This window comes from Lachnotalea glycerini (assembly GCF_003201285.1).
Lineage (GTDB): Bacteria > Bacillota > Clostridia > Lachnospirales > Lachnospiraceae > Lachnotalea > Lachnotalea glycerini.
On sequence record NZ_QICS01000011.1, the window covers coordinates 67,390 to 90,473 of the forward strand.

General features: G+C 36.5%; 19 protein-coding genes. 2 read left to right on the forward strand and 17 right to left on the reverse strand.

From position 1 onward, the window contains the following. Positions 1-21: 21 nt before the first annotated feature. Entirely contained in the window at positions 22-1,992 is a 1,971-nt protein-coding gene (locus tag C8E03_RS16940; protein WP_242993618.1) for an alpha-L-arabinofuranosidase C-terminal domain-containing protein, read from the reverse strand. Between the two features lie 197 nt (positions 1,993-2,189). Here C8E03_RS16940 and C8E03_RS16945 point away from each other — a divergent pair, with 197 nt between their 5' ends. Together C8E03_RS16945 and C8E03_RS16950 are read left to right on the forward strand one after the other, a co-directional pair. After that, on the forward strand, positions 2,190-2,504 hold the full coding sequence (locus C8E03_RS16945) for a DUF2089 family protein (protein WP_094378380.1): 315 nt from the start codon (positions 2,190-2,192) through the stop codon (positions 2,502-2,504). Between the two features lie 133 nt (positions 2,505-2,637). Beyond that, entirely contained in the window at positions 2,638-3,276 is a 639-nt protein-coding gene (locus tag C8E03_RS16950) for an ECF transporter S component (protein ID WP_110291671.1), read from the forward strand. A gap of 67 nt (positions 3,277-3,343) precedes the next feature. On the opposite strand, the gene C8E03_RS16955 is transcribed toward C8E03_RS16950, so the two are convergent. The 16 genes from C8E03_RS16955 to C8E03_RS17030 form a co-directional block, all read right to left on the reverse strand. Then, positions 3,344-5,599, reverse strand: a complete 2,256-nt coding sequence (locus C8E03_RS16955) for a glycoside hydrolase family 95 protein (RefSeq protein WP_110291672.1) — start codon at positions 5,597-5,599, stop codon at positions 3,344-3,346. Between the two features lie 172 nt (positions 5,600-5,771). Then, positions 5,772-6,401: a DedA family protein gene (locus C8E03_RS16960; protein ID WP_094378383.1), complete on the reverse strand. Its 630-nt coding sequence runs from the start codon at positions 6,399-6,401 to the stop codon at positions 5,772-5,774. A gap of 158 nt (positions 6,402-6,559) precedes the next feature. Further along, the gene (locus C8E03_RS16965) at positions 6,560-8,041 is read right to left on the reverse strand and encodes a 6-phospho-beta-glucosidase (RefSeq protein WP_094378384.1); all 1,482 of its coding nucleotides are present in this window, start codon (positions 8,039-8,041) and stop codon (positions 6,560-6,562) included. Positions 8,042-8,274: 233 nt separating this feature from the next. Then, positions 8,275-9,111, reverse strand: a complete 837-nt coding sequence (locus C8E03_RS16970; protein WP_110291673.1) for a MurR/RpiR family transcriptional regulator — start codon at positions 9,109-9,111, stop codon at positions 8,275-8,277. 69 nt (positions 9,112-9,180) lie between these two features. Then, the gene (locus C8E03_RS16975) at positions 9,181-10,887 is read right to left on the reverse strand and encodes a methyl-accepting chemotaxis protein (RefSeq protein ID WP_094378386.1); all 1,707 of its coding nucleotides are present in this window, start codon (positions 10,885-10,887) and stop codon (positions 9,181-9,183) included. A gap of 477 nt (positions 10,888-11,364) precedes the next feature. Next, positions 11,365-11,805, reverse strand: coding sequence for a MarR family winged helix-turn-helix transcriptional regulator (locus tag C8E03_RS16980; RefSeq protein ID WP_170123041.1), 441 nt, complete (start codon positions 11,803-11,805; stop codon positions 11,365-11,367). 85 nt (positions 11,806-11,890) lie between these two features. Continuing rightward, positions 11,891-12,802, reverse strand: a complete 912-nt coding sequence (locus tag C8E03_RS16985; protein WP_110291674.1) for a lipoate--protein ligase — start codon at positions 12,800-12,802, stop codon at positions 11,891-11,893. Then, the gene (gene lpdA / locus C8E03_RS16990; RefSeq protein WP_094378389.1) at positions 12,802-14,484 is read right to left on the reverse strand and encodes a dihydrolipoyl dehydrogenase; all 1,683 of its coding nucleotides are present in this window, start codon (positions 14,482-14,484) and stop codon (positions 12,802-12,804) included. The genes C8E03_RS16985 and lpdA overlap by 1 nt, the downstream gene beginning before the upstream one ends. Before the next feature lie 68 nt (positions 14,485-14,552). Further along, the gene (locus C8E03_RS16995) at positions 14,553-14,993 is read right to left on the reverse strand and encodes an OsmC family protein (RefSeq protein ID WP_094378390.1); all 441 of its coding nucleotides are present in this window, start codon (positions 14,991-14,993) and stop codon (positions 14,553-14,555) included. 214 nt (positions 14,994-15,207) lie between these two features. After that, the gene (locus C8E03_RS17000) at positions 15,208-15,807 is read right to left on the reverse strand and encodes a nitroreductase family protein (RefSeq protein ID WP_110291675.1); all 600 of its coding nucleotides are present in this window, start codon (positions 15,805-15,807) and stop codon (positions 15,208-15,210) included. A 239-nt stretch (positions 15,808-16,046) separates the two neighbouring features. After that, positions 16,047-17,018 (reverse strand): Gfo/Idh/MocA family protein, encoded by a 972-nt coding sequence (locus C8E03_RS17005; RefSeq protein WP_094378392.1) that lies wholly within the window; start codon positions 17,016-17,018, stop codon positions 16,047-16,049. A 251-nt stretch (positions 17,019-17,269) separates the two neighbouring features. Next, the gene (locus tag C8E03_RS17010) at positions 17,270-18,394 is read right to left on the reverse strand and encodes a hypothetical protein (RefSeq protein ID WP_110291676.1); all 1,125 of its coding nucleotides are present in this window, start codon (positions 18,392-18,394) and stop codon (positions 17,270-17,272) included. A 63-nt stretch (positions 18,395-18,457) separates the two neighbouring features. Further along, positions 18,458-20,035, reverse strand: coding sequence for an N-acyl-D-amino-acid deacylase family protein (locus C8E03_RS17015; RefSeq protein WP_170123042.1), 1,578 nt, complete (start codon positions 20,033-20,035; stop codon positions 18,458-18,460). A gap of 21 nt (positions 20,036-20,056) precedes the next feature. Continuing rightward, positions 20,057-21,271 carry an enolase C-terminal domain-like protein gene (locus tag C8E03_RS17020; protein ID WP_094378395.1) on the reverse strand — a complete coding sequence of 405 codons (1,215 nt, stop codon included), beginning with the start codon at positions 21,269-21,271 and terminating at the stop codon, positions 20,057-20,059. A gap of 16 nt (positions 21,272-21,287) precedes the next feature. Next, positions 21,288-22,145 carry a carbohydrate ABC transporter permease gene (locus tag C8E03_RS17025; RefSeq protein WP_094378396.1) on the reverse strand — a complete coding sequence of 286 codons (858 nt, stop codon included), beginning with the start codon at positions 22,143-22,145 and terminating at the stop codon, positions 21,288-21,290. After that, complete coding sequence (locus C8E03_RS17030; protein ID WP_408609923.1) at positions 22,138-23,034, reverse strand: carbohydrate ABC transporter permease; 897 nt, start codon at positions 23,032-23,034, stop codon at positions 22,138-22,140. The genes C8E03_RS17025 and C8E03_RS17030 overlap by 8 nt, the downstream gene beginning before the upstream one ends. Between the last annotated feature and the right edge of the window lie 50 nt (positions 23,035-23,084).

Below are 23,084 nucleotides of genomic sequence, written 5' to 3' on the forward strand. Positions count from 1 at the left end.
TTATTTACTCCCATTTTACATCTAAGATCTTTTCATCGTTAACACGGTAAAGGAATTCTTTTTAAGTGTTACCTGATTGACCCTCTGCTTTGGTATCTGCTGACTAGGTGAAATAGCAAATGGCTCTTTTAATGAATTACAGGAATCTTTGTCCTTATCTCCTATGTATACAATTTCACTGATATGAATTTCTTCTCCTGCTTCGTGTACCAGCTCAACCGTCACCGTTTCCTCATTTGCATTGACTATTTTTACATAGATATCTCCAGTGTTTTCGTTTTGTACTATGTTATAATAAATGTTATTTTTTATAAGAGCTTTCTGACCTTCAAGTGTATCCAAAGTTACGCTGCCCTTGTATTTTGAATAGAGCATTTGAACGTAATAGCTTGGTGTTGCATAAACCTTTGCCGCATCAAACCATATCATATCAGGAGCCCACTGGGCATAACCCTCTCTTGCTAAGAGTGGTGCATAGGAAGCCAGCACTACCACATCTGCGTTGCGCTCAATTCCGGTTAAAAATGCTGCCTCTGAGAGTGCACCACCTAACGTATTTTTTTGTGAAAGCTCTAGCTTCTTTGGATGTGCTGCATATTCACCTGCAAATACCTTGACATTTCTGTCATAGTTATCATAAAAATCTGTATTCTCATAAAACCATTGGGGGTTTACATAATAGTGTTCGTCTACTGCATAAACAAAATTATTTTTTTTGAGGCTTTCCTTATGGTAAAACTCCCATGCCTTATGATATTTATCTGATGTAATGTCAGGACCTGCTGAACCAATCAGTTGAATTGACGGATTACATTCATGAATTGCTTTCTCTAGTATGATATAACGTTCAAAAAAGCGTGACTGATCTGTCTCCCATTGCTCATTTCCAATTCCAATAAGCTCTAGTCCAAATGGCTGTTTATGTCCCATTTTTGCACGCAAGGCACCATATTGGGTTGTTACATCACCGTTTGCAAATTCAATTAGATCAAGTGCATCCTGTATATATTCCATAAATTCCTCTGTTTCGGGCTCCACAAGCTCAAAGGACTGGTATTGACATGCGAGTCCAACATGAAGTACAGGTAAGGGCTTTGCACCCAACAGCTCACATAATAAAAAATACTCATAATAGCCAATTCCCAGAGACTGGTTGTAATGAGAAAATCTGCTATGGTACTGATTTGCTTCTTCATTTCCATGCACCGCCCAACGATTCCAATTATTTTTTCTTTGTTCAATTGGCTTTAATGTATCCTTATATCGGTATCGGTTTGACAGCGTATTACCCTCAACGATACAGCCACCCGGAAAACGAATAAATCCCGGTTTAAGCGCTTGTAGCATTTCGAATATATCGTTTCGAAAAATTCCTGCAACTGCATTACTAGGAATCATAGAGATAAAATCAAATTCAACTATACCTGATTTTTCCAATGTGATTACAAACAATGCCCCCTCTATATCGGCATTTGCTGTTAATTCAAGCTCATATTTGTTCCAGCTTTTTTTCTGCTGTGCTTCACCGCTCTTTAATACCACCTGGCTGCTTGCATAAGTAATCTCGTCTTTTTTTATTGCAACGGTAACGCTCGCATGATACTGAACACTTCTGGCATAAAAGGATACTTTATATTTCTTTTCCTTTTCTAACACAATTCCTTCATAGGCTTGATTGGAAAAGCCGCAATGATCTTCCCTTGCAACAAACCGAAGGTAGTGTGGATTTTCCTCTGCAACAGGACTTCCTGTTACATACAGCATATCTGCCTTTGCCTTCACAGGATATGGTTTCCAGCCATAACCACCGTCATAAATACAATAATAATCCCCTTTATCACCGTAAGCATCTAGAAATTCAAAGCTCTTGTTTTCTAGCATCTCTGCATACAGACCACCATCTGCCGCGTAATTAATGTCCTCGAAAAATAGTCCAATCATATCCGTTGCTATAACAGCACGTTTTTTTTCAGAAATTTTAATTTGCACCATTTACTTTCATCCTTTCTATTATTTTATATTTATCTTAATTATTTTATAATTATTTAAAACAAATTGCAAGAGTAAAGAATTTTCAATACGATTCTTTTATAATGAAAAACAATCACATAACAAAAATAACTTGATTTTAATATTATTTAACTTTATAATTAATATTATTAAATACAAAATTAAAGGATGGGTTTATTATGACTATAGATATAGTTCCGGAATGGATGGTTAATCTTGAAGATGAAGACATATCTTTTATAAAAAATTTTATATTAAAATCTGGTTCATTAAAAGAAATTGCAAAACATTATAATGTAACATATCCTACTGTAAGACTGAGACTTGATAAATTAATTCAAAAAATTAAACTGAATAACAAAAACGAAAACGAACCTTATATCGCATTAATAAAGCGTATGGTAATCAGTGAACGATTAGAGTTCGATACAGCAAAAATATTAATTGCAGAATATAAAAAGCAAATGAAAGTAACTACCATACCCCCGCTTTAAAAAGTGGGGGATTTCCTTGACCAGGCTGAATTTTTAATTCACTTTCAGCCAACATTTTAGTATAATTAAAATGGTATTTAGTAATTATAAAATACGGTATCGTTAAAATATTTTCAAGAAAGGTGAAAACTGGATGCAACCCCTTAAAACAAAGCAATTGATACTAATTTCTCTATTTGCAGCAATTATTTTTATTCTGGCCTTTACTCCAATAGGCTTTATTCAACTTGGAATAATTAAGGCCACCATTATTCATATCCCTGTCATTGTGGGCGCTATCCTGCTTGGACCAAAAAAGGGGGCATTTCTTGGTTTTTTGTTTGGCTTAACCAGCCTAATCAGCAATACTTTTACCCCCGTTATTCTGTCCTTTGCATTTTCTCCGTTCATTCCAATACCAGGAACTGATAGCGGCAGCTTAATGGCATTAATCATCTGTTTTATTCCGCGTATAATGGTGGGAATAGTACCTTTTTACGTTTATCGGCTACTGGACAAGCTGTTTGCAAGAAGAAAACACCTTATTACCTATGTTTTGGCTGGTATTGCTGGCTCTTTCACCAATACACTACTTGTTATGAATGGAATCTATTTTATGTTTAAGGATTCTTATGCCGCTGCAAGAAATATTCCGATAGACACCGTATATTCTGCAGTTCTTACAATTATATTCGCAAATGGAATTCCTGAGGCTGTTATTGCAGGTATTGTAACCTATGGAATCTGCCGTGCCTTAATGAATAGTAAACAAGTAAGGGATATGATTTCCTAACTAAATCATACCCCTATCTATTAATAAACATTTTAACAATTTCAGCATTTCTAGCATCTGATCCTATTTATAAATTGAATTCTAATCTATTGCAATCCGTTTGAATTGTTCTTTCTGTTCCACGGTAGATTAGAGTAATCGGATAAATCCGCCTTGAATGAAGCTCTACCGTCTTAAGCTTATGGTTTTTCCACATTAAATCTATAGAAGCACCTCCGTATACACAAAGTCCCTTAACTTCTCCTTCTTCCCATTCGTCTGGAAGAGCCGGAAGCAGCCATACCTTATCATCATCTGATTGTACCAGCATTTCCGCAATTGCCGCACAAGCTCCAAAGTTTCCGTCTATCTGAAATACAGATCCAGAGCCTAACGGATGATTGTCCATCAAGTTTGGGTAGGTTGACTGACGCATAATTCGCTGCAAAAAGGATAGTGCTGTATTCCCATCATGCAAGCGAGTATAGAAATTTATAATCCATGCACAACTCCAGCCTGTATGTCCACCCCCGTTATCGAGTCTGCGCTTTAATGTAGTCTTAGCAGCTTCTATCAGCTCCGGTGTTTTATCAACCGTTATCTGGTGAGACGGATACAGACCGTATAAATGGGATATATGTCGATGTCCAGGCTCTGCTTCATCATAATCCTCACACCACTCCATAATCTGCCCATATTTACCGACTTGGTTTGGCGGCAGCTTGGTAAGAATCAGTTTTGCCTGCTTCTCTAGGTCATCGTCTAATTCCAATTCCCTGACCATTTCAATAAACTGACTGAATACATCTCGCAGAATCTGGTTATCCATAGTAGGGCCATAACAAGCACAGCCTGATGTCACGTTGGTTGTCTGCTGACCTTCCACCTGTTTTTTATCGACTCGTATGTAAGTGTTCTCTGGTGAAACGGATGGACAGGTCACCAAATATTCGTCCTTTTCCACCAAGAAGTCTGTATAAAATAATACCGCCTCTCTTAGAATTGGGTAAGCCACTTTCTTAAGCCATTCCTTGTTAATGGTGTATTGATAATGCATCCAAAGATGAGTGCATAGCCAAGCACCGCCCTGTGTCCAATAAGAAGCTGGGGTATATATATCCTGGGGTGCGCTGTCAGCCCATAGATCGGTATTGTGATGTGCACAAAAACCACGGCAGCCATACATTTTTTTTGCCGTTTTCTTACCTGTCTTAACCAGTCGTTTCAAATGTTCAAAAAGCGGCTGATGACATTCTGAGAGATTGCATATTTCTACAGGCCAATAATTCATTTCTGTATTGATATTGATTGTAAACTTAGAGTCCCAGCATGGTGTCATATTGTTGTTCCATATCCCTTGAAGATTAGCAGGAAGACTTCCCGGTCGGCTTGAGGATACTAACAGATAACGGCCGTATTGAAAATATAATGCCGCTAAAGAGTTGTCTTTTATCCCTGCTCCAAAGGCTTTGATTCTTTCATCGGTAGGCAAGGAAGCGTTTTCTCCATCAATTAATGTAAAAGAAACTCTCTGCATTAACTCAGAAAAATCAGTTATATGCTTTAATTTTAATTTGTCATAGGACTTTTTCGCTGCGGCATTTAGAAGCTTTTGCACATTTCTCTTAGGTTCCTTTGAGTAAAAGGTGGTATCTGCTGCAAAGCATAGCATAACGCTGTCTGCCTCTTCTACAATTAAATGCTCACCGACAGTTCTTACGTTTCCGCCGTTTGCCTTTACCATAAGGGCACAGTAAAATTCAACACCACCCTTACCTAAATTGCCGTCCATATAAATTGTATGGTTATTCACTGCTCCCGCATTATCATAATAGCGCTCTCTGCTCATGAATGCTTGAAAGCTGATGCTTGCCTTTTGACTGCAAGTCATATGCATTACCATTATTTTATTCGGATAAGAGGAGAATACCTCTCTTGTATAAACAGCTTCTCCAATTGTAAATGTGGTGGTACATATTCCTGTTTCAAGCTCAAGGCTTCTGACATAATTTTGTGACTCTTCCTTTAACCCCTGCATCGTGATTGTCATTTTCCCCAGCGATTGGTAAGGACGCTGGCTTTGTGGTGTACCCGAAAATGCAACTTTCAAAAGCTCTTCTGCCTTTTGAATTTCTCCATTTAAAATAAGTTCTCTTACGTTGTCTAAATTATTGTATGCGTCAGGATTAATACGGTTGATCGATTTTCCATACCAGATACTGTCTTCATTTAGATAAAGCAATTCTTTTTGGATACCTCCGCATACCATAGCACCAAGACGTCCGTTTCCGATCGGCAAAGCCTCTTCCCAGCTGGCAGCCGGCTTTTGATACCATAATTTCATAATTTTACCCTCCTTTATTTCATTTACAGTTTTATATTGTACCTATCCCTTTCATCATTCTGTAAATCAATCCCCTTTTTATTGACATTGTAGCACACAATAAATTTTACGAAAATAGTTTTTATCAGCATTAGAAAAAACACATTATGGTAATCATTCCATGATGTGTTTTTTATTGTTCTTTTTCACTTCGTTTGCAAAGATTCTTTTTCACAAGCTGTATTGCAGCATAGGTTATACCAAAAGTCAAAACAAGAAACGTTATTTGTGAATAAACACCGGTTTTTTCAACAATTTTCTCCCATGAGGCACCTAACACTGCTCCCAGACAGACTAATAATGTATTCCACATAACTGAACCAATTGTGGTGTAGAATAAAAAAAGACTCATTTTCATTTCAGCCATACCGGCAGGTATAGAAATCAGACTTCTTATTATTGGTATGCAGCGGCAGAACAATACTGTCCTTTTTCCTTTCTTATTAAACCATTCACAAGCATTTAACATATCCTCTTTTTTTAAATTTATTAATGTTCCAAACTTCCCATCAAGCAATTTGCCAAGATGCTCTGGCGACAAATAGATTCCCACACCATATAAAATGACTGCACCAATTACAGAACCAAAGGTGGCAGCAATTATGACACCTCCAACATTTAAAAATGTATAAGTTGTCATAAAGCCACCAAAGGTAAGTATTACTTCTGAAGGTATGGGCGGAAAAATATTTTCAACCGCTATTAAAAACATAACTCCAAAATATCCATATTTATTCATTATATCAAGAATCCAATTTTGCATGATTTTTACTAGCTCACCTATTTGAAAAGTTATATTAATAAATACGCTGATAAATGGAAAATATTCTAAAATGTTTTATCTATGTGCTTTTCTTTGAACTGGTAACTAGATTATTGGCTGTGCTAGTACATCACCTGCATGTTAGAGGTATTGAATGATTACAATTGAATATCCTTTAAATTGGCTCCATTACTTTCAATTACTTGTTGATACCAATGGAACGATTTTTTTCTGGAACGAGCCAGACTTCCATTGCCATTATCATCTCTGTCAACGTAGATAAACCCATATCTTTTTTTCATCTCTCCGGTTCCTGCTGAAACCAAATCAATGCAGCCCCATGGCGTATATCCCATAAGCTCTACACCATCTTGATTGACTGCTTTGTCCATCTCTTCAATATGCTCTTTTAAGTAAGCGATTCGATAGTCATCCTGAATACTTCCATCTTCTTCCACCTTGTCAACAGCGCCAAGTCCATTTTCCACGATAAACAATGGCTTCTGATAACGCTCCCATAAAGCATTCAATGCAATTCTCAGCCCAATACCATCAATTTGCCAACCCCAGTCGCTTGCCTTGATATAAGGATTCTTTACTCCCATTGAGAAATTACCGCCAATGGCTTCGCCTTCTTCTGAAGTAACACAATGTGAGGTATAATAAGAAAATGCAAGATAGTCAACACAGCCTTCCTTTAACAATTCCTCATCTCCTGCCTCCATCGAAACCTTTACGCCAAGACGTTCATACTCCTTAATCTTATAAGCAGGATAATAGCCTCTTGACATTACATCAGAATAGAAGTGACGTTTCCTTGTATCTTCCATCGCCAGAGCTTGATCCTCAGGTTTACAAGTTAAACCATAAGTCGCTCCATATGCAATCATAAGACCAATTTGATTTTCCGGATCAATTTGATGTCCAAGCTTTACTGCCTTTGCACTGGCTATAAACTGATGATGCACTGCCTGAGCCTGTGCCTGAGGGTTTGATTTTGTTACCCCGCCTGCGAAGAAAGGTAGAAATCCCATCATATTGATCTCATTAAAGGTCATCCAGTATTTTACTTTACCCTTATAACGTGTAAATAAAGTATTACAATAATTCACGAAGAAATCAATGCATCTGCGGTCCAGCCATCCGCCGTATTGATTTACTAATTCCAGCGGAGTTTCATAATGAGAAATTGTAACAACTGGTTCAATGTTATATTTTCTTAATTCATCAAATACATTATCATAGAATTTTAGTCCTTCCTCATTTGGTTCTTTTTCATCTCCCATAGGGAAAAGTCTTGCCCAGTTGATGGAAAGACGGAAGCACTTAAAGCCCATCTCTGCAAACAAGGCAATGTCTTCTTTATAGTGATGATAAAAATCAATTCCTTCATGGCTGGGATAATATTGGCCTTTCTGTACGCCGCATTTACTGCCATCCGGCAAATCTTTAAATGGCATGATAGGCTGTGCGCATTCTACACCTTCTTTCGTTGTATAGGTAATCTGTCTGGCTAGTGTATGACTGCCTGCCGTAATAACATCAGCAGTGCTTAAGCCCTTTCCTCCCTCAGTATAGCCGCCCTCAAACTGATTGGCTGCGGTTGCACCGCCCCATAAGAAATTCTGTGGTAAACTCATAATGATTCCTCCTTATACATAATTAATATAATTGTACTCCAGTACCCAAATTGTAGATTTATAATATTATTTTGATCTTACTGTGATATGACAAGTATAGCATAACCAAAATATGTTTTCTTACTTCCATATTATATTGGACAAACATGTCAAAAAACGCTTCCAATTTTGACACTTTCGTGTCACTGTTGGAAGCGTTTGTAAACTTATATGTAATTGGCTAAATATGGCATCTATTTCTTGTAATCTGAATTGATTTTCTTATATAATTCCATTTGTTTATCGTATCTTTTTGCCAAAAGTCCCATAAATATAAAATCAAAAATATAGTTAGCACTAAGAACCACCGTCATATGCTCTGTTCCCGGGATAAGCTTTCCCTCCATCATATGAATCACTTCATCACAATGCTGTTCAATTTCCTTTGAAAAGGCACCAACAATCCCTATTACGTAGATTCCATATCGTTTTAACATTTCAGCATTATTGATGGCAGATGGATTTTTTCCGGAAAGGCTGATTACAAATGCAGCCGTTTTGGGGTTACTTTTGTTGGTAGCCAAAAATACTTCGTTAATGGAGCTATAGGCAGTACTTTCAATCCCTAAGGTACTGTATCTGTGCGCTGTTGCTTCTCCTATTGCATAACCTAGACCAGAAGAATAGAATTCAATTCGTTCCATCTTATTTAATTGATTTATGACCCGCTTTACTATGTTGTGATTGAGCTGCTCATGCATTTTGCCAATTGCACTTTCATACACCCAATCCAATGCACTTAAATAATCAGTATATCTGCTTTTGCCGTCTATGACAGGAGGCTCATGCTTCCTTTTCATGTTATTTTCAAGCGCCTGCTCCACAAGTATCTGCTTTTTAAGCTCCTGATAGCCCCAAAGACCAAGTTTTTTGCACAAACGCACAACCGTGGACTTGCTGGTGAGTGTTTCTCTGCCCATCTCCTCGGCAGTTAAGCGCTGCACTGTTTTCATATGACTGAGTATGTAGTCTGCAATATTCTTTTCATTTTCCGTAAAGCCAGATTGATTACGTAATTTTTCCAATACCATACTGTTTCCTCTTAATAAATATCTTTCTTTGTAAACCACCTGAAATACAATGATTTGCAAAAGTGTTACCTAAACAATAAATTTACTTACTACTTCATTTAATTTAGCAGAAGCCTCTTGAGATTCACAGGCTAATTGGTATATCTTTCCAGATTCGCTGCTAATATCTGTAATCCTGTCTGCAATTAAAACGGAACCGTTTGTGGATTCTTCTGTTGCTTTTGATATTTCTGCAATCGAGCTGACCACCTTTTCAATAATTCCTGACATCTTCTCTGATGAATTACTTAAGTCGCTTGACATATCTAGTACGTACTCCGAGTCTGACTTATATTGCTTTGAGATATCAACCAGTCTTTCATAATCTGCTATTACCTGCTCATCAACAAAGCTTAACAACTCAGAAGAGCTATTAGAAAGTCCGTTTACGACATCTATAACCGTTTTGGTCACTTCTTGAATCTTACTTGCATTTTCTTTCGAATTTTCAGCTAACTTTCTTATTTCTTCTGCCACGACGGCAAAGCCCTTACCACTTTCTCCTGCTCTTGCCGCCTCAATAGCAGCATTCAGCGCAAGCAGATTAGTTTGCGTCGTGATAGACATGATGGATTCTGCCAAAAGATGTACCTCATTTACTGACTGTGCATCTTCTAAGGCAGTCTTCATTTTTTTATTTGATTGATTGTAAATACTGTTCGCAATATCTCTGGACTTTAATGCCATTTCTTGAACTGTGTCTGCACGTTTGCTTATATCTTTCGCATTTTTTGAGGCTGAAACTGCTTTATTGCTTATATCTCCTGAAATATTATCTACCTGATAGGATATTGATAAAATCTCTTCTGTTGAAGCATTGGTTTCTTCCATTCCTGCTGACATTTCTTCCGTTGTAGCAGAGATATCCCCCAGACCTTCGTTTAAATCATTTACACTTTTTACCATTTTTCCTGAGGATTCATCCATATTACCTGAGGACTTTTTAACCTCTGTAATAATGTTTCTCAACAGTTCTAAGAAATCATTAATTGAATGAGACATTACCTCTATTTCATCCCCTGTGTTAACGGCAAGCTTTTGAGTTAAATCACCGCCGTTTTTTGCTAAATCGCTTAATTTTACATTCATCAGCTTGAGTGATCTTGTAATGCTAAATACAACTCGAATCGCAATGACCATTAAAACAAGAATTAAAACAGCAATTATCTTATAAACATTCATTATATAATTCAGATTATTTTGAGATGAAATGTATTCCTGATCCGTAACATCAAGCTGTAGCTGAACTAATTCACTTATCTTTTCTGATACAGGATCAATAGATTGATAAAGCTCTTCCTTTGCAAATGTTTCCAACCCTGTTTGATCTTTATCTGTAATAAATCCTTTCAGCTTTTCAACCGATGCATTGGCTGTCTCTAATAGCCCTTCTACATCATCAGCCATTGTTCTTTCTTGTTGTGTTAATTCAGTGGAATAATATGAGCTCCAATTTTCTTCAATTGCAGTCTGCGCATTATTTATATTCTGGCTTGCCTGCTCCCAATCAATATTTCCATTTCTTAGCTTGTGGGTTGTATCAACTATGTTTACTGCATACATATCTGATATCGCTTTAAGCTGTTGCAGGGGGATTACGCGATCCTTATATACAGTTTCCAATCCATTGCTAATTTGGATGGTACCCATTCCTCCAAATGCGCTGTCCATAATAACAATTAAAATTAAAAAGCCAATTAATAAAAACAACTTCGTCTTGATGCTCAATCTCTTCATCTTAATTTCCTCCAGATCTTTTATTTTTTGCTTGTCTCAAATAAGTAATTCATAGCCGAAAGAGTAACTACCATCATCATTACTCTACCTTATCGTTTATACTCACCTAAAATACTGCTTCAAATAAAACTCTCTGATTTCGATTAATTTTCCAAGCTTGCAGCTGTTAATCTTATTCTTTTTGGTTTAATCAAATAACCTTTGAGTATCTTATAAGAAAGCCTTTATGCCCCCTATTTTTTACTTATCAAATCTTAATTTCATAGATTGTTTCTATGCTTTTTAAGTATACCATTTTCATAAAAACCGTACAACAAACACAAAATAAAATTTAATAAATTTTAAGCGTCAAAGCGGACAAGTCTACATTGGCTCCCTAATTCCTGACTTATTTCCTCGTATGAAATAAAAAACTGAGACTGTAGCAAGACGACTAGAATTTAGTCCTTTTGCTACAGCCTCTTTTATGATTGACATTTATTCTTTTATAAAATCTGTATGTATATTATTAACCATTTTACTTAACGTTGATTTAAAATCGTCTAATTCCCTTGCCGAAATATCGTTCAGCACATCCATCTTAAATTGTTCTACTACATTCAACATTTCTGTCTCGATTTTTTGTCCTTTATCCGTAAGAATTAAGAACTTAATTCTTTTATCGTTTTCGTTATTTATTCTATTTACCCATCCAAGCAGCTCCAGCTTATCCAGCAATCGAACTACACTTGGCTCTTTCAGAGACATTTTATCCGCCAATTGTTTTTGTGTCATCATTTTATTATTACTAATATAATACAATGCGATCCATTGCGTTCTTGTTATACTATAACAATTCAGCCTTTTCTCCAAACAATCTGCTAGTTCCTTAGCACTATTACATGTAACAAAAGCAATACAGTCTTCTAAATTAAACATCTTAATCACCATCAAATTTTATTTTACTATATATTATCATAAAACTCTTGGAGATACTATGTTTATTTTAACAGTTAGATTAAAATTATGAATTCTTTTCAAAGTACTGACTTATAGATTCCCATATCATTTGCTCACAAAAATGTTTCCCAATCAAGTTATCTTCACAGGCTTTAAAATCATAAAGATTTAAACTGTCGGTGTTAATCTTAACCTTTTGAATGAAATCTTTTGCCACACAAATATGCACAGTAACATTACCAATAGAAAATTTACGTTCTAATTCTACATCATAATCAGGAGACTGGGCATACAGCCACTCATCAGACGCAAGAAGTGTTTTTAATGGAGCTTCGAAATTAGTTTCATTGATATGCTCTATATTCTCGCACTCGAAAATCTCTATAAATGCTTGAGACACTTTTTCTATTGTAATCGCAGCGTTAATATCTGATAAATTAATTACTCTGTTTTTTACAGATTCAATCCCTTTGGAATGTAATTTTAACGGCGATGGTGTAAGGACTTTTCCTAAGTGCTCAAGATTCACACGCACCAGCATTGTACCATGATACATGAAATTATTAGAGTCTGTATAATAAGCATGACCTGAAAACTTCTGGTTTTTGTATAATAAATCATTTCTTCCACTCAATTCACAGTCAATCCCAAGCTTTAACATAGCCGACTGAATCAGTTTAATAAATTGTACCTGATTGGCTGATTGATCTTTGGTAATAAAGGTGAAATTGATATTACCTCTATCTTGATACACAGCACCCCCACCAGAAAATCTGCGTACTGCCTTAATATTTTCTTCCTTAAGATATGCAAGGTTACATTCTGCGTATAGATTTTGATTTCTTCCTATAATAACGCAATCCTCGTTCTGCCATAGGAATAAATGTATCTCTTCCTCAGAGTCTAAAAACAGTTGATGCTCCGCAGCTATATTAAAATAAGGATTAAATTCTTCCGATATTATTATTTTTTTCATTACTGATGCAATGCTCCAATTCCAAATTCTAGTGCTGCTTCATGAATGACTTCACCCGTTGTCGGGTGTGAAAATATTGTCTTAGTTATTTCCTTTTCGGTAAATCCATTTGCAATAGCTAAAGTCAGGGAACTGATTAAGGCGGAAGCGTCAGCACCTATAATGGAACCACCAATTATTTTACTTGTTTCGTTGTTCTTAACTAGTTTAATAAAACCACGCGGCTCATTCATAGTTAATGCTTTTCCATTTCCTGCAAATGAAAATTTACTTACTGAGACATTCATACCCTTTTCTTTTGCTTCCTTTTCACCTATTCCAACACTTGCGATTTCTGGCACTGTAAATATTACATTTGGAACGGACGAATATTCCATTACTTCTTGCTTTTTTAATATATTATCTACTGCAACAATGCCTTGATGAGAAGCAACATGAGCCAATTGTATTATATTAGTTACATCACCAATTGCATAAATATGACTGATGTTTGTTCGCATAGAAGCATCCACCTGAATACCTTTGCCTTTGCTATTTAATGTAACGCCACTTTTTTCAATTGATAGTCCGTCTAAATCTGGCTCCCTTCCAATAGCTGCCAAAACGTTATCGCTTACCAATAAATGTTCTCCTGTCTTATCTTCATAAGTAATGACTGCCTTACCATCCACTGAGCTTTGGATTTTCATAACTTTAGATCCGGTATGTATTTTTATTCCCTCTTCTTCTGCGATATTTTGAATTTCATTCGATATATCACGATCCACCATGGTTAATAAACGGTCCATAAATTCAATCACATGTACTTCAACTCCAAAGTTTTTATATATAAATGCAAATTCCATACCGATTACCCCGCCACCAATGATTGAAATGGATTTTGGCAATTCTGTATTGGACAACGCAGTCGTACTATTCCATACAAATGGTAAGTCCATACCAGGAATCGCAATCTTTGATATTTTAGATCCTGTTGCTACAATAATATCGTTTGCCTTTATTATGAAGTTTTCATTTCCCGTTACTGCTACTGTATCCTGATTAACAAAAGCTGCCTGACCCTTAATTACATTGATATCATTTTTCTTCATTAGAAAATCAATTCCAGAAATAAGTCTGTTCTTTACCTTATCTTTACGTTCTATGACTTGCTTCATATTAACTGCAATCTTACCTTCTACTTCCATACCAAACAGTGAAGCATGATTGAGATTGTGACATACCTCAGCCGACTTAACAAGTGCTTTTGTAGGAATACAGCCAACGTTTAGACAAGTACCGCCCATTTCGGATTTTTCCACAAGCGTTACCTTTAATTTGTTCTTAGCTGCATAAATAGCTGCCACATACCCACCTGGACCTGCACCAATGATAAGTAAATCCGTAGAAAGTTCTTTTAAAACCTTTTGCGATTCGCTTTTTATATTTTCTTCCTTTGCTTCATTTAAAATAGTATCTTCCTCTATTTCAAACATATCTGCATTGGATGCAATTTCTGCCCCTTCTTCAGACAATATTTTAGAGACAATACCTGCTGACAGCGCTTTTATGGGACGGTTTCCTTTCGCTGTTTCTACCTGTGCAAGAATATCGCCATCTTCTACCTTGTCTCCAATCTTGACACTGATCTTACCTATTTTACCCATTTTTCCCCCAGGAATGACTGACATTTTTATGATCATGTTTATTTCTCCTTTTTATCAAAAAGGAGCCCACTTTGTAACAGAGGCTCCTTTGTGGTATAACATAATTAATCGATTGCAACACCTGATAATACCAATTTTACGCCATTTGATAAGCAGTCACCAACAGGACATGTCTTCTCTATAAATCTTGCGTATTCTTCCATCTTTTCTTTTGGCTCATTTGTCTTAAAATGCATGACAAAGCGAATTTCCTGAAAGCCATTTCGTACATCTGCCAGCCCCATAAATCCGTCAGGGTCTAAATCTCCTTCCAGCTCCACATGAAACTCTTCAAAGGTAATGTCATGAGCTGCTGCAAATGCACTGACTACAATTGACTGACATGCACCTAATGCACACAAAAGAGCTTCGACAGGATTCATAGCTGTGTTGGTTCCCCCTAAATCTTCTGGTTCATCAAAAAGAATTTTAAACCCTCTTGCATTTGTTTCTACCTGTAATCCTTCTGGTAACTTTTTAGCTGTGGCTTTAAATGTAGTTAACATAATTCTCTCTCCTTCTCCTTAGATGGTATAGAATCATATATACCTCTATTTATTCTGTTAACAATATAACATACTACAGCGTCAAATTCAATAGTTAGCTAAGTATTTATTTATTCGTATTATTTTTTCAAATAAAAAAGGAACATCTCCTCTTAGTTTATTTCTGCTAAGAATCTATATTCCTTTTTATAATTTATATTTTATGATTGATTTCTTATTTATAAACCTTAATGTGTTCTTCTTGGATATTAAATTGCTTTTCATCAGGCTGTACATTTGGCTTTCCAAATGGCATCTGTGCAATCATTTTCCATTCCTTAGGAATGTTCCATTCCTTCTTTATCTCTGCCTCAATCAATTCCGTATAATGCTGCAAAGATGCACCAAAACCTTCTTCCTCTAAAGCTGTCCATATTACCAATTGAAGCATTGCACTTGATTGCTGTGACCAAACAGGAAAATTGTCTTTATAGGGAGCGAATTGCTCTTGCAAAGATTTTACCGTAATCTGATCTTCGAAATAGAGCACAGTTCCATAACCATTCTTAAAAGAATTAATTTTCTCCTCCGTATTGGCAAATGCAGCCTCGGGAACCACCTTCCTTAGGGCTTCCATTGTAATGTCCCAAAAACTGTCGTGTTGACCCTGAAGCAATAATATTGCTCTGGCACTTTGAGAATTAAATGCAGATGGAGTGTATTTTACTGATTCTCTTACTATTTCTTCGATTCTTTCATCAGAAGTAACTTTTTCCTTACTAATCCCATAATAGGAACGCCTTGCTTTTATCGCGTCTTGAAAATTTTTTGTCATTCTAATTCCTCCTTTAAATGCTTGAGCTTTCTTGTTATTTAGAGCTTTATTATATATTGCATTAAATTAAATTGTGTTAAATACTATTTTGTTTAATATAATATTACAATATAAATATCTTAATGTCAAGATATATTGGTATATTTAATAAGCACTTAAATACTTTTACATTAACACATCAAAGAAACTAAATGGCAGAAACCAACTTGTATTTACGCTTCAATTTAAGGTGTTTTTTACTATTTAAAAATCTGGCTTAATGCTTCTTCGATTACCTTTGCATTATTAAGAGAATCATCATACGAAATAAGCGGCTCTTCTCCCTCTAAAATGCATCTTCCAAATTGCTCCACCTCAAGCATATAATTTTGAGGACAATGAATGGTTATCTCTTGCTTACCAGAATCATTTGTCATAATAACTTTTGTATCTCCTTGTGCATTGAACATAACAGGTACATGAATAATTCCTTTTTCTCCTACAATCGTGTATTCGCTTCTCTCTCTGCTATTAAAGGCACAATAGGAAACTGCCTTTAAGCCTCCCTCAAATTCCATCATGATACAACTGCTGATATCAACTTTGCTGTCTTCCTCGATTTCTCCAATCGCATAAACTGAAATAGGTTCAGAACCTGCCAGATGACGAATGACATTTAAATTATAGCAGCCTACATCATAGGTTGCCCCTCCCGATAGATTCTTATTCATTCTTACATTCTCTGGATTCATATAATAGTAGCCAAAATGAGACTCTATAAATTTGGGTTTCCCAATGCTTCCTTCCTCAACCAGACATTTTACTTCTTGAATTAAAGGACTGTGACGGTAGGCAAATGCTTCCATAAGAAGCACTCCGTTTTTATCGGCAGCTTCTTTCATCGCTTTCACTTCTTTTGCATTCACGCCCATAGGCTTTTCACACAGAATGTGTTTCTTCTTTTCTGCTGCTTTTATTGTCCACTCACAATGTAAGCCATTGGGAAGTGGAATATAAACGGCATCAATCTCCGGATCCTCTAATAGTTGTTCATAGCTTGAATAAGATTTAATTGGTTGAAATGCTTTACGAAATTCCTCTAATTTACTTTCACCTCTGCTTGAAATTGCATAAAGTCTGGCATTATCCGCATTGAGTATTCCTGGAATCACTGAGCTTTTAGCAATGCCCGCACATCCAATCACGCCCCAATTTACAATTTTTTTACTCATTCTCTCTTCCTTCTTTCTATGTTTTCAAGATATCGTTTATATAAATCAGTATACCAATACTATTCTATGCATACATTGTATAATTTTTCCTGTTTGATTACAAGATAATCCCTATGTAAACGCTGAATGTCTCCCTTAATTTAAAAATCAACCACGCCGGATTACACTGGCATGGCTGATTTTAAATAAAAATTATTAAAATTATTTGTTTTATTTTCTACAATTATACTAAAAATAATGGATTCTACGTTTTATGCCTTACAATATTCCAATACAGTATTCACAACGATGTCCACGCACTGACTATTCAAGTTATAGGCATTTAGAAAAATGACATCTTCTTGCATTTCAAATTCTGGTGGATATACCCCTATATCAATTGGAATTTTAGAATTTCTAGTAAATTGATTGCATTCCTTGGCTGTTTTTCCTTTTGGCAGAGTGACGAGCAAAAGAGGCTGGTGAGTTCCCAGTCTGCCTTCCATAATCATCTCCAAATGTAGTTCTTTATTTAGGGAAAGTTTCTTCTCTATTTCCTTAAGAAGCAGTAACTGTCGATTAAACTTATCCTCTTCAGATTCATTTACAAATAGCTCTAGTGCTGTTATAAAACCAGCCAGTTCCTCTTTACCAGTTTTAAATGCACGTCCGATTCTGCAATTCGGGCTTGCTAAAAGCTTACAACTGTTTATAAAATCAGTATTTCCAACAATCAAACCTGTACTCTGTGGTCCTTTGATGTGTTTTCCTCCACTGAAAATTGCTGCATCAGCTCCAAGCTGTCGGGTATAATACCACAAATTAGAGACAGGTGGTAATTGAGCCGCAACATCAACTATCGCTGGTATTCCTAATCTTTTTAACACAGGTATCGTTTCCTCGCAGGCCGGAATTCCTTTTTCATATAATGAAGCTGGAAACAGAAAAAAGGCAGCGGTACGTTCATTCACCGCTTCTGAAATTGCATCTAAGGAAGGTTTCACACTGACAATTTTGGCTCCTGTAAGTTTAATTAATTTCCAATAGGGAACCAGCTCATGAAAGTTTCCATCATAGATAAGTATTTCATTTTTTTCAAAATTATCTGTTACCGGAAGCATATCCATTTTGGCAGTATCTCCTTTACAAATACATGCTGCAGCGGATAAAATAATACCACCTGCCGCCCCTGTTGTCACAAAAGCTGCTTCGTTTTTAGTAAGCTCTGCCGCTTTTTGGCACACTGCACTGATTAGTTGATTCAGATCTATGAAACCAGAAGCAGCTTCTGCCATTGCTTGAAGGGCTCTGGAATCCATAAGTGATCCTCCTAAAATGGTGTATGTTTCACTTGCATTAATAATTGGAGTTAATCCCATTTTATCATAAAAATTCATACCTTCTCCTTCTAACTAAACATCATTTTAATGTCTTAACATTCTCTCTATCAGCAGATATTCTTATTCTTTTTTCAAAGCTCTGCCGCTTAGTATACCAGTCAGGGAACCATTTAACATGACAGGCAGACCATTAACCAATAATGACTCAATACCTTCTGGCTGTCTTCTTGTATCTAAAAAGGTTGCCGTATCCCTTACCTTATCAAAATCCAGTATGCATACATCTGCTTTCTTACCAACATCAATCAATCCCCTGTCCTTTAAATGATAAAGCTGTGCCGGAACAGAGGTTAGTTTCTGTATAATATATTCCGGTGCTACACTTCTCTCTCTCATTTGGCATATCGTTCTTGGAAAACTTCCAAATCCGCGCGGATGGCATATTACTCCTTCTGGTATCGTGTCGCTTCCCATCGTGTAGCGGGGATCCATAAACAATTGATATTGATCCTCATATAACTTACTTTTTAATTCCTCTGATTGATTTTCAATCCCAATAAAGCCAACCTGTAATTCATTTTCTATCAGCAATCGTATGACTGCTTCTGAAAAGCTCTCTCCATGCTCCTCAGCAATTTCAGAAATAGATTTTCCAATCTCTTTTGCATACATATCCTTTGTTATATTAATCATGGCAGTCTGACCCTTTGCAAAGAAGTATTGATGCCGCTCTTTCATATCTTTCAACAGTTTATCACGTAATTCTGCTGATTGAAGGCGCTCCATAATTATTGAATATCCGCCTTCTTGCGCCCAGTCTGGCACAAGTGCCAATACCAATCCTGCTCCCACCAGATAAGGGTAATACTCGTAATGAATATCCGCTCCCCGCTCCTCAAGCTCCTTAAATGGCTGAAAGAGTGTTGAAATATCTTCGTAACCTCCTGTTCGATAATGAAGCATATTAAGACGAACACCCGTCTTTTTAACCACTTGCACCATCTCTTCTACAGGACTTAGTGGTATCTGATTGTTATTAAGCCTTAAATGTGTGCAAAACAGCCCATCATTTTCTTTCACTATTTTGCACAATTCAATCAGCTCATTGGTGTCACTATAGCCACCCGGATAATAAGATAAACCAACCGACATTCCAAGAGCACCCTCTTTCATTGCTTGATCCAGTGCTTCCTTTGCTATCTGCAAGGCCTCTCCTTTTAACGGTTTATTCTCAAAACCCAAAGCCATTTGTCTAATCGCGTTATGAGAAACATTCGCCGCTGCATTGATTGCGGCACCATCCAGTTGATTTAAGAATTCTTGAAATGAATTCCAATGCTTTAAATAGTGTCTGCAATCTCCAAAGATTCCTGAATTGATTTTGATAGAATCCTCAAACTGGTCATTCTTTATCGGAGCAAAACCAAGTCCGCATTGTCCGGTTACAATAGTAGATATTCCCTGATATACTTCATTTGGGCACTGTCGATTTTTTAGCAAAGTAAGCTCAGCATGCGTATGCCCGTCAATAAAACCCGGAGTAACCATTTTTCCTGCCGCATCAATCACTCTCCTGGCCTCTGACTTTTCAAAATGACCAATACCACATATAATATCCCGTTCTATTGCCACATCTGCAATAAACGGTTGATTGCCGCTTCCGTCTACTACGATACCATTTTTAATCAAGACATCCATTTCATCCATCTCCTTATCACTTTACGGTCTCACAGCCGTTCCATCAGGTAATCTGCTATAAAGCCAACTAAAATCCATATTTACACAAGGATATTTCTTTGACGCTTTTTCATCAAAATCAACACCAATTCCAGGTTTATCATTTAAATATGCATATCCATCTTTTACTATAGGACATCCCGGGAACACTTCCTCTTCTTCTTCATTAAAACCAGCAAATTCTTGAATACCAAAGTTAGAGCTTGAATAGTCTAAATGCATTTGTGCCGCCATACCTACCGGTGATAAGTCATTGGGACCATGCCAGGCAGTACGTACCTGATATGCTTCACAAAATGCAGCCAGCTTTCGTGCAGGCGTCAATCCACCAATATCACTTAAATGACAGCGTATAAAATCTATCCATTGATTTTGAACCATTATTCTCCATTCAATTGGGTTGGTTAGCAGCTCTCCCATTGCAAGAGGTACTGATGTTTGCTTTCTTAAAAATTCAAAATAGGAACTCTGATCTGGAGCCAGGCTGTCTTCCAGAAAAAAGAGCTTAAACTGCTCCATTTCTTTTGCAAAATCCAGCGTATCTGCAAGAGACAGTCTTTCATGGACATCATGCATAATTTCCAAATTCCAGCCAATGTCATTCCTAATATGCTCCAATAATTTCACTACGCTTTTCATATAGTCTTTTGGAGAATAGTAAGCACCTTTAGGTGAATTCATCGGATGAACCATCGTTTGCATTGTTCCGTCAAAATTCCCTCCATAGGTTCCCATATGGCATCGAATATATCGCACACCTTGATCCATAAAACCAAGTACTTTCTCTTCTACTTCTTTAATACTATTACCGTCTGCATGTCGGTAAACCGCTATGCCTTCTCTGCATTTTCCGCCAAACAAATCGTAAAGCGGCATATTAGCCATCTTTCCCTTTATATCCCAAAGCGCTTCGTCCACGCCTGACAGAGCATTGTTTAAAACTGGACCGTTTCTCCAATAGGAGCTTCCCATGGCAGACTGCCAAATATCTTCAATATTAGCAACATTCTTTCCAATCAAAAATGGACGCAAATATTCTTCAATTGCTGTTACTACAGCTTTATATCTCCATGTAAAAGTAGCACAACCCAAACCATAAAGCTCAGGTTCGCTTGTCAGTACCTTTACAACAACCAAATTGATGTTATGTGGTGCTGTAACAAAAACTTTAATATCACGAATTGTAACGGTATTCATTTTATCTCCTAACCTGTTAGTTCTTAACAGCACCGCCGGTCATACCTGCAATAAAGTATTTTTGAAAACATAAGAATAAAATTACTAATGGCAGACAAGAAACGGAAGAAGCCGCCATCATATCATTCCAATGTACCTGATTTTGCGTATTTAATGCAACAATACCAACGGTCAATGTTTTTAATGAATCATTTGAAATCAGTACGGAAGAAAACATATATTCATTCCAGCCATTAATTAGCACAAAGATAGCCACCGCTGCAATTCCCGGAACCGTCAATGGCAGAACAATATTCCAAAATATTCTAAAATTGGATGCTCCGTCAACACGTGCAGCTTCATCCAATTCTACTGGAATTGTTTTAAAATACGATACCATCATCCATGTACTAAATGCAATGTTAGTAGCTGCATATACAATAATCAAACCAATCAAAGAATTGGTTAAGTGATAGGTTGTAAGTACAGAATAAAAAGGTACCACAAGCATTACACTTGGAAACATTTGCGTGATAAGAAGAAATCCCATAAATTGTTTGTTCCCTTTAAACTTAAATCTTGTCACTCCATAACCGGCAAGGCAGGAAAAAGTAACACAAAGTACTACTGCTCCCAGACAAGTAATTAAGCTATTCAGGGTCATTTTACCAAAGTTATAAAGCTTCCAGAATTTTTTAAAGGAATCAAAGGAAATCGGATTCGGTATCCAAATTGGTGTTGGCGAATAGGTTTGCGCCTCCGACTTAAAAGCAGTAGAAAGCATCCAAAGAATCGGTACTACTACAAATAAAGCAAGAACGATTAGCAACAAATATCGGAGCAACACTCCTAAACATTTTTTCTTCTTATGTCCAAGCCATGTTTTTTTATTCATCTTTTAGCACCATCCTATACACTTTACTAATAATATAACAAATGATAAATACAATAATTCCCCAAGCAGCCGCCTTACCAAACTGTAAATCATTAAATGCAGTTCCATAAATATTAAGACTGATTAGGTTTGTTGCCGTTCCCGGTCCTCCGTTTGTCATGGTATATACCAATGTATACTGTTTAAACCACCATACACTATCCAGGATTAAAGTTGTTGTAAGTACTGGTTTCAGACTAGGAATTGTAATGTTTAAAAACTGTCTCCATTTATTGGCACCATCAATCTCAGCAGCTTCATAAAGGTCTTGGGAAATGCTTTGCATTCCAGACAGCACCATCGTCATTACTAGGGGATACCCTTTCCATATACAGGCAAACACTACTGCTGGAAAAGCTAATTTAGCGGATCCCAGCCATGAAATGCTGGATGAAATCAACCCCAGTCCTTTTAGGATTGAATTCAATATCCCATACATCGGATTCATAATCCATGTAAAAAGCAGTGCGATTACCGATTCGGGAAATAACCATGGTAACATAAAGATTACTCTGAGAAATGTACGGCCTATAAATTTTTTATTAAGACAATTAGCCAATATAAATCCCAAAATAAAATGCCCTGCAACAACTAAAATCATAAATCCAAAGGTCAAGAAAACGGATGAATAAAAATCTGATTTTGTAATTGCCTGCAAGTAGTATTTAAAACCTACAAACTTCCATTTATTCACAAGATTTGTATTGAAAAAACTTAGGTATAAGCCATAAAACATTGGATAAACAATTAAAGCTAACATTGCCATAGCAGCCGGTGAAATGAACCCATATCCTGCTGCATCTTTATTCTTTATCTTATTTCTGGATATTTTTGCACTTGATTTGGTCAACATAAGAGCAATACCTCACTATTTCTAATTAAATTCTATATCAAAGCATC

What these genes read in the sequence shown, in the direction of transcription:
- C8E03_RS16950 (WP_110291671.1), top strand. Translation starts at nt 2,638, where the DNA reads ATGCAACCCCTTAAAACAAAGCAATTGATACTAATTTCTCTATTTGCA.
- C8E03_RS16985 (WP_110291674.1), bottom strand. Translation starts at nt 12,802, where the DNA reads ATGAAAAAAATAATAATATCGGAAGAATTTAATCCTTATTTTAATATA.
- C8E03_RS16960 (WP_094378383.1), bottom strand. Translation starts at nt 6,401, where the DNA reads ATGCAAAATTGGATTCTTGATATAATGAATAAATATGGATATTTTGGA.
- lpdA (WP_094378389.1), bottom strand. Translation starts at nt 14,484, where the DNA reads ATGATCATAAAAATGTCAGTCATTCCTGGGGGAAAAATGGGTAAAATA.
- C8E03_RS17015 (WP_170123042.1), bottom strand. Translation starts at nt 20,035, where the DNA reads ATGGATGTCTTGATTAAAAATGGTATCGTAGTAGACGGAAGCGGCAAT.
- C8E03_RS17020 (WP_094378395.1), bottom strand. Translation starts at nt 21,271, where the DNA reads ATGAATACCGTTACAATTCGTGATATTAAAGTTTTTGTTACAGCACCA.
- C8E03_RS16955 (WP_110291672.1), bottom strand. Translation starts at nt 5,599, where the DNA reads ATGAAATTATGGTATCAAAAGCCGGCTGCCAGCTGGGAAGAGGCTTTG.
- C8E03_RS16975 (WP_094378386.1), bottom strand. Translation starts at nt 10,887, where the DNA reads ATGAAGAGATTGAGCATCAAGACGAAGTTGTTTTTATTAATTGGCTTT.
- C8E03_RS16965 (WP_094378384.1), bottom strand. Translation starts at nt 8,041, where the DNA reads ATGAGTTTACCACAGAATTTCTTATGGGGCGGTGCAACCGCAGCCAAT.
- C8E03_RS17025 (WP_094378396.1), bottom strand. Translation starts at nt 22,145, where the DNA reads ATGAATAAAAAAACATGGCTTGGACATAAGAAGAAAAAATGTTTAGGA.
- C8E03_RS17005 (WP_094378392.1), bottom strand. Translation starts at nt 17,018, where the DNA reads ATGAGTAAAAAAATTGTAAATTGGGGCGTGATTGGATGTGCGGGCATT.
- C8E03_RS17000 (WP_110291675.1), bottom strand. Translation starts at nt 15,807, where the DNA reads ATGACAAAAAATTTTCAAGACGCGATAAAAGCAAGGCGTTCCTATTAT.
- C8E03_RS16945 (WP_094378380.1), top strand. Translation starts at nt 2,190, where the DNA reads ATGACTATAGATATAGTTCCGGAATGGATGGTTAATCTTGAAGATGAA.
- C8E03_RS16970 (WP_110291673.1), bottom strand. Translation starts at nt 9,111, where the DNA reads ATGGTATTGGAAAAATTACGTAATCAATCTGGCTTTACGGAAAATGAA.
- C8E03_RS16980 (WP_170123041.1), bottom strand. Translation starts at nt 11,805, where the DNA reads ATGTTTAATTTAGAAGACTGTATTGCTTTTGTTACATGTAATAGTGCT.
- C8E03_RS16995 (WP_094378390.1), bottom strand. Translation starts at nt 14,993, where the DNA reads ATGTTAACTACATTTAAAGCCACAGCTAAAAAGTTACCAGAAGGATTA.
- C8E03_RS16940 (WP_242993618.1), bottom strand. Translation starts at nt 1,992, where the DNA reads ATGGTGCAAATTAAAATTTCTGAAAAAAAACGTGCTGTTATAGCAACG.
- C8E03_RS17010 (WP_110291676.1), bottom strand. Translation starts at nt 18,394, where the DNA reads ATGAATTTTTATGATAAAATGGGATTAACTCCAATTATTAATGCAAGT.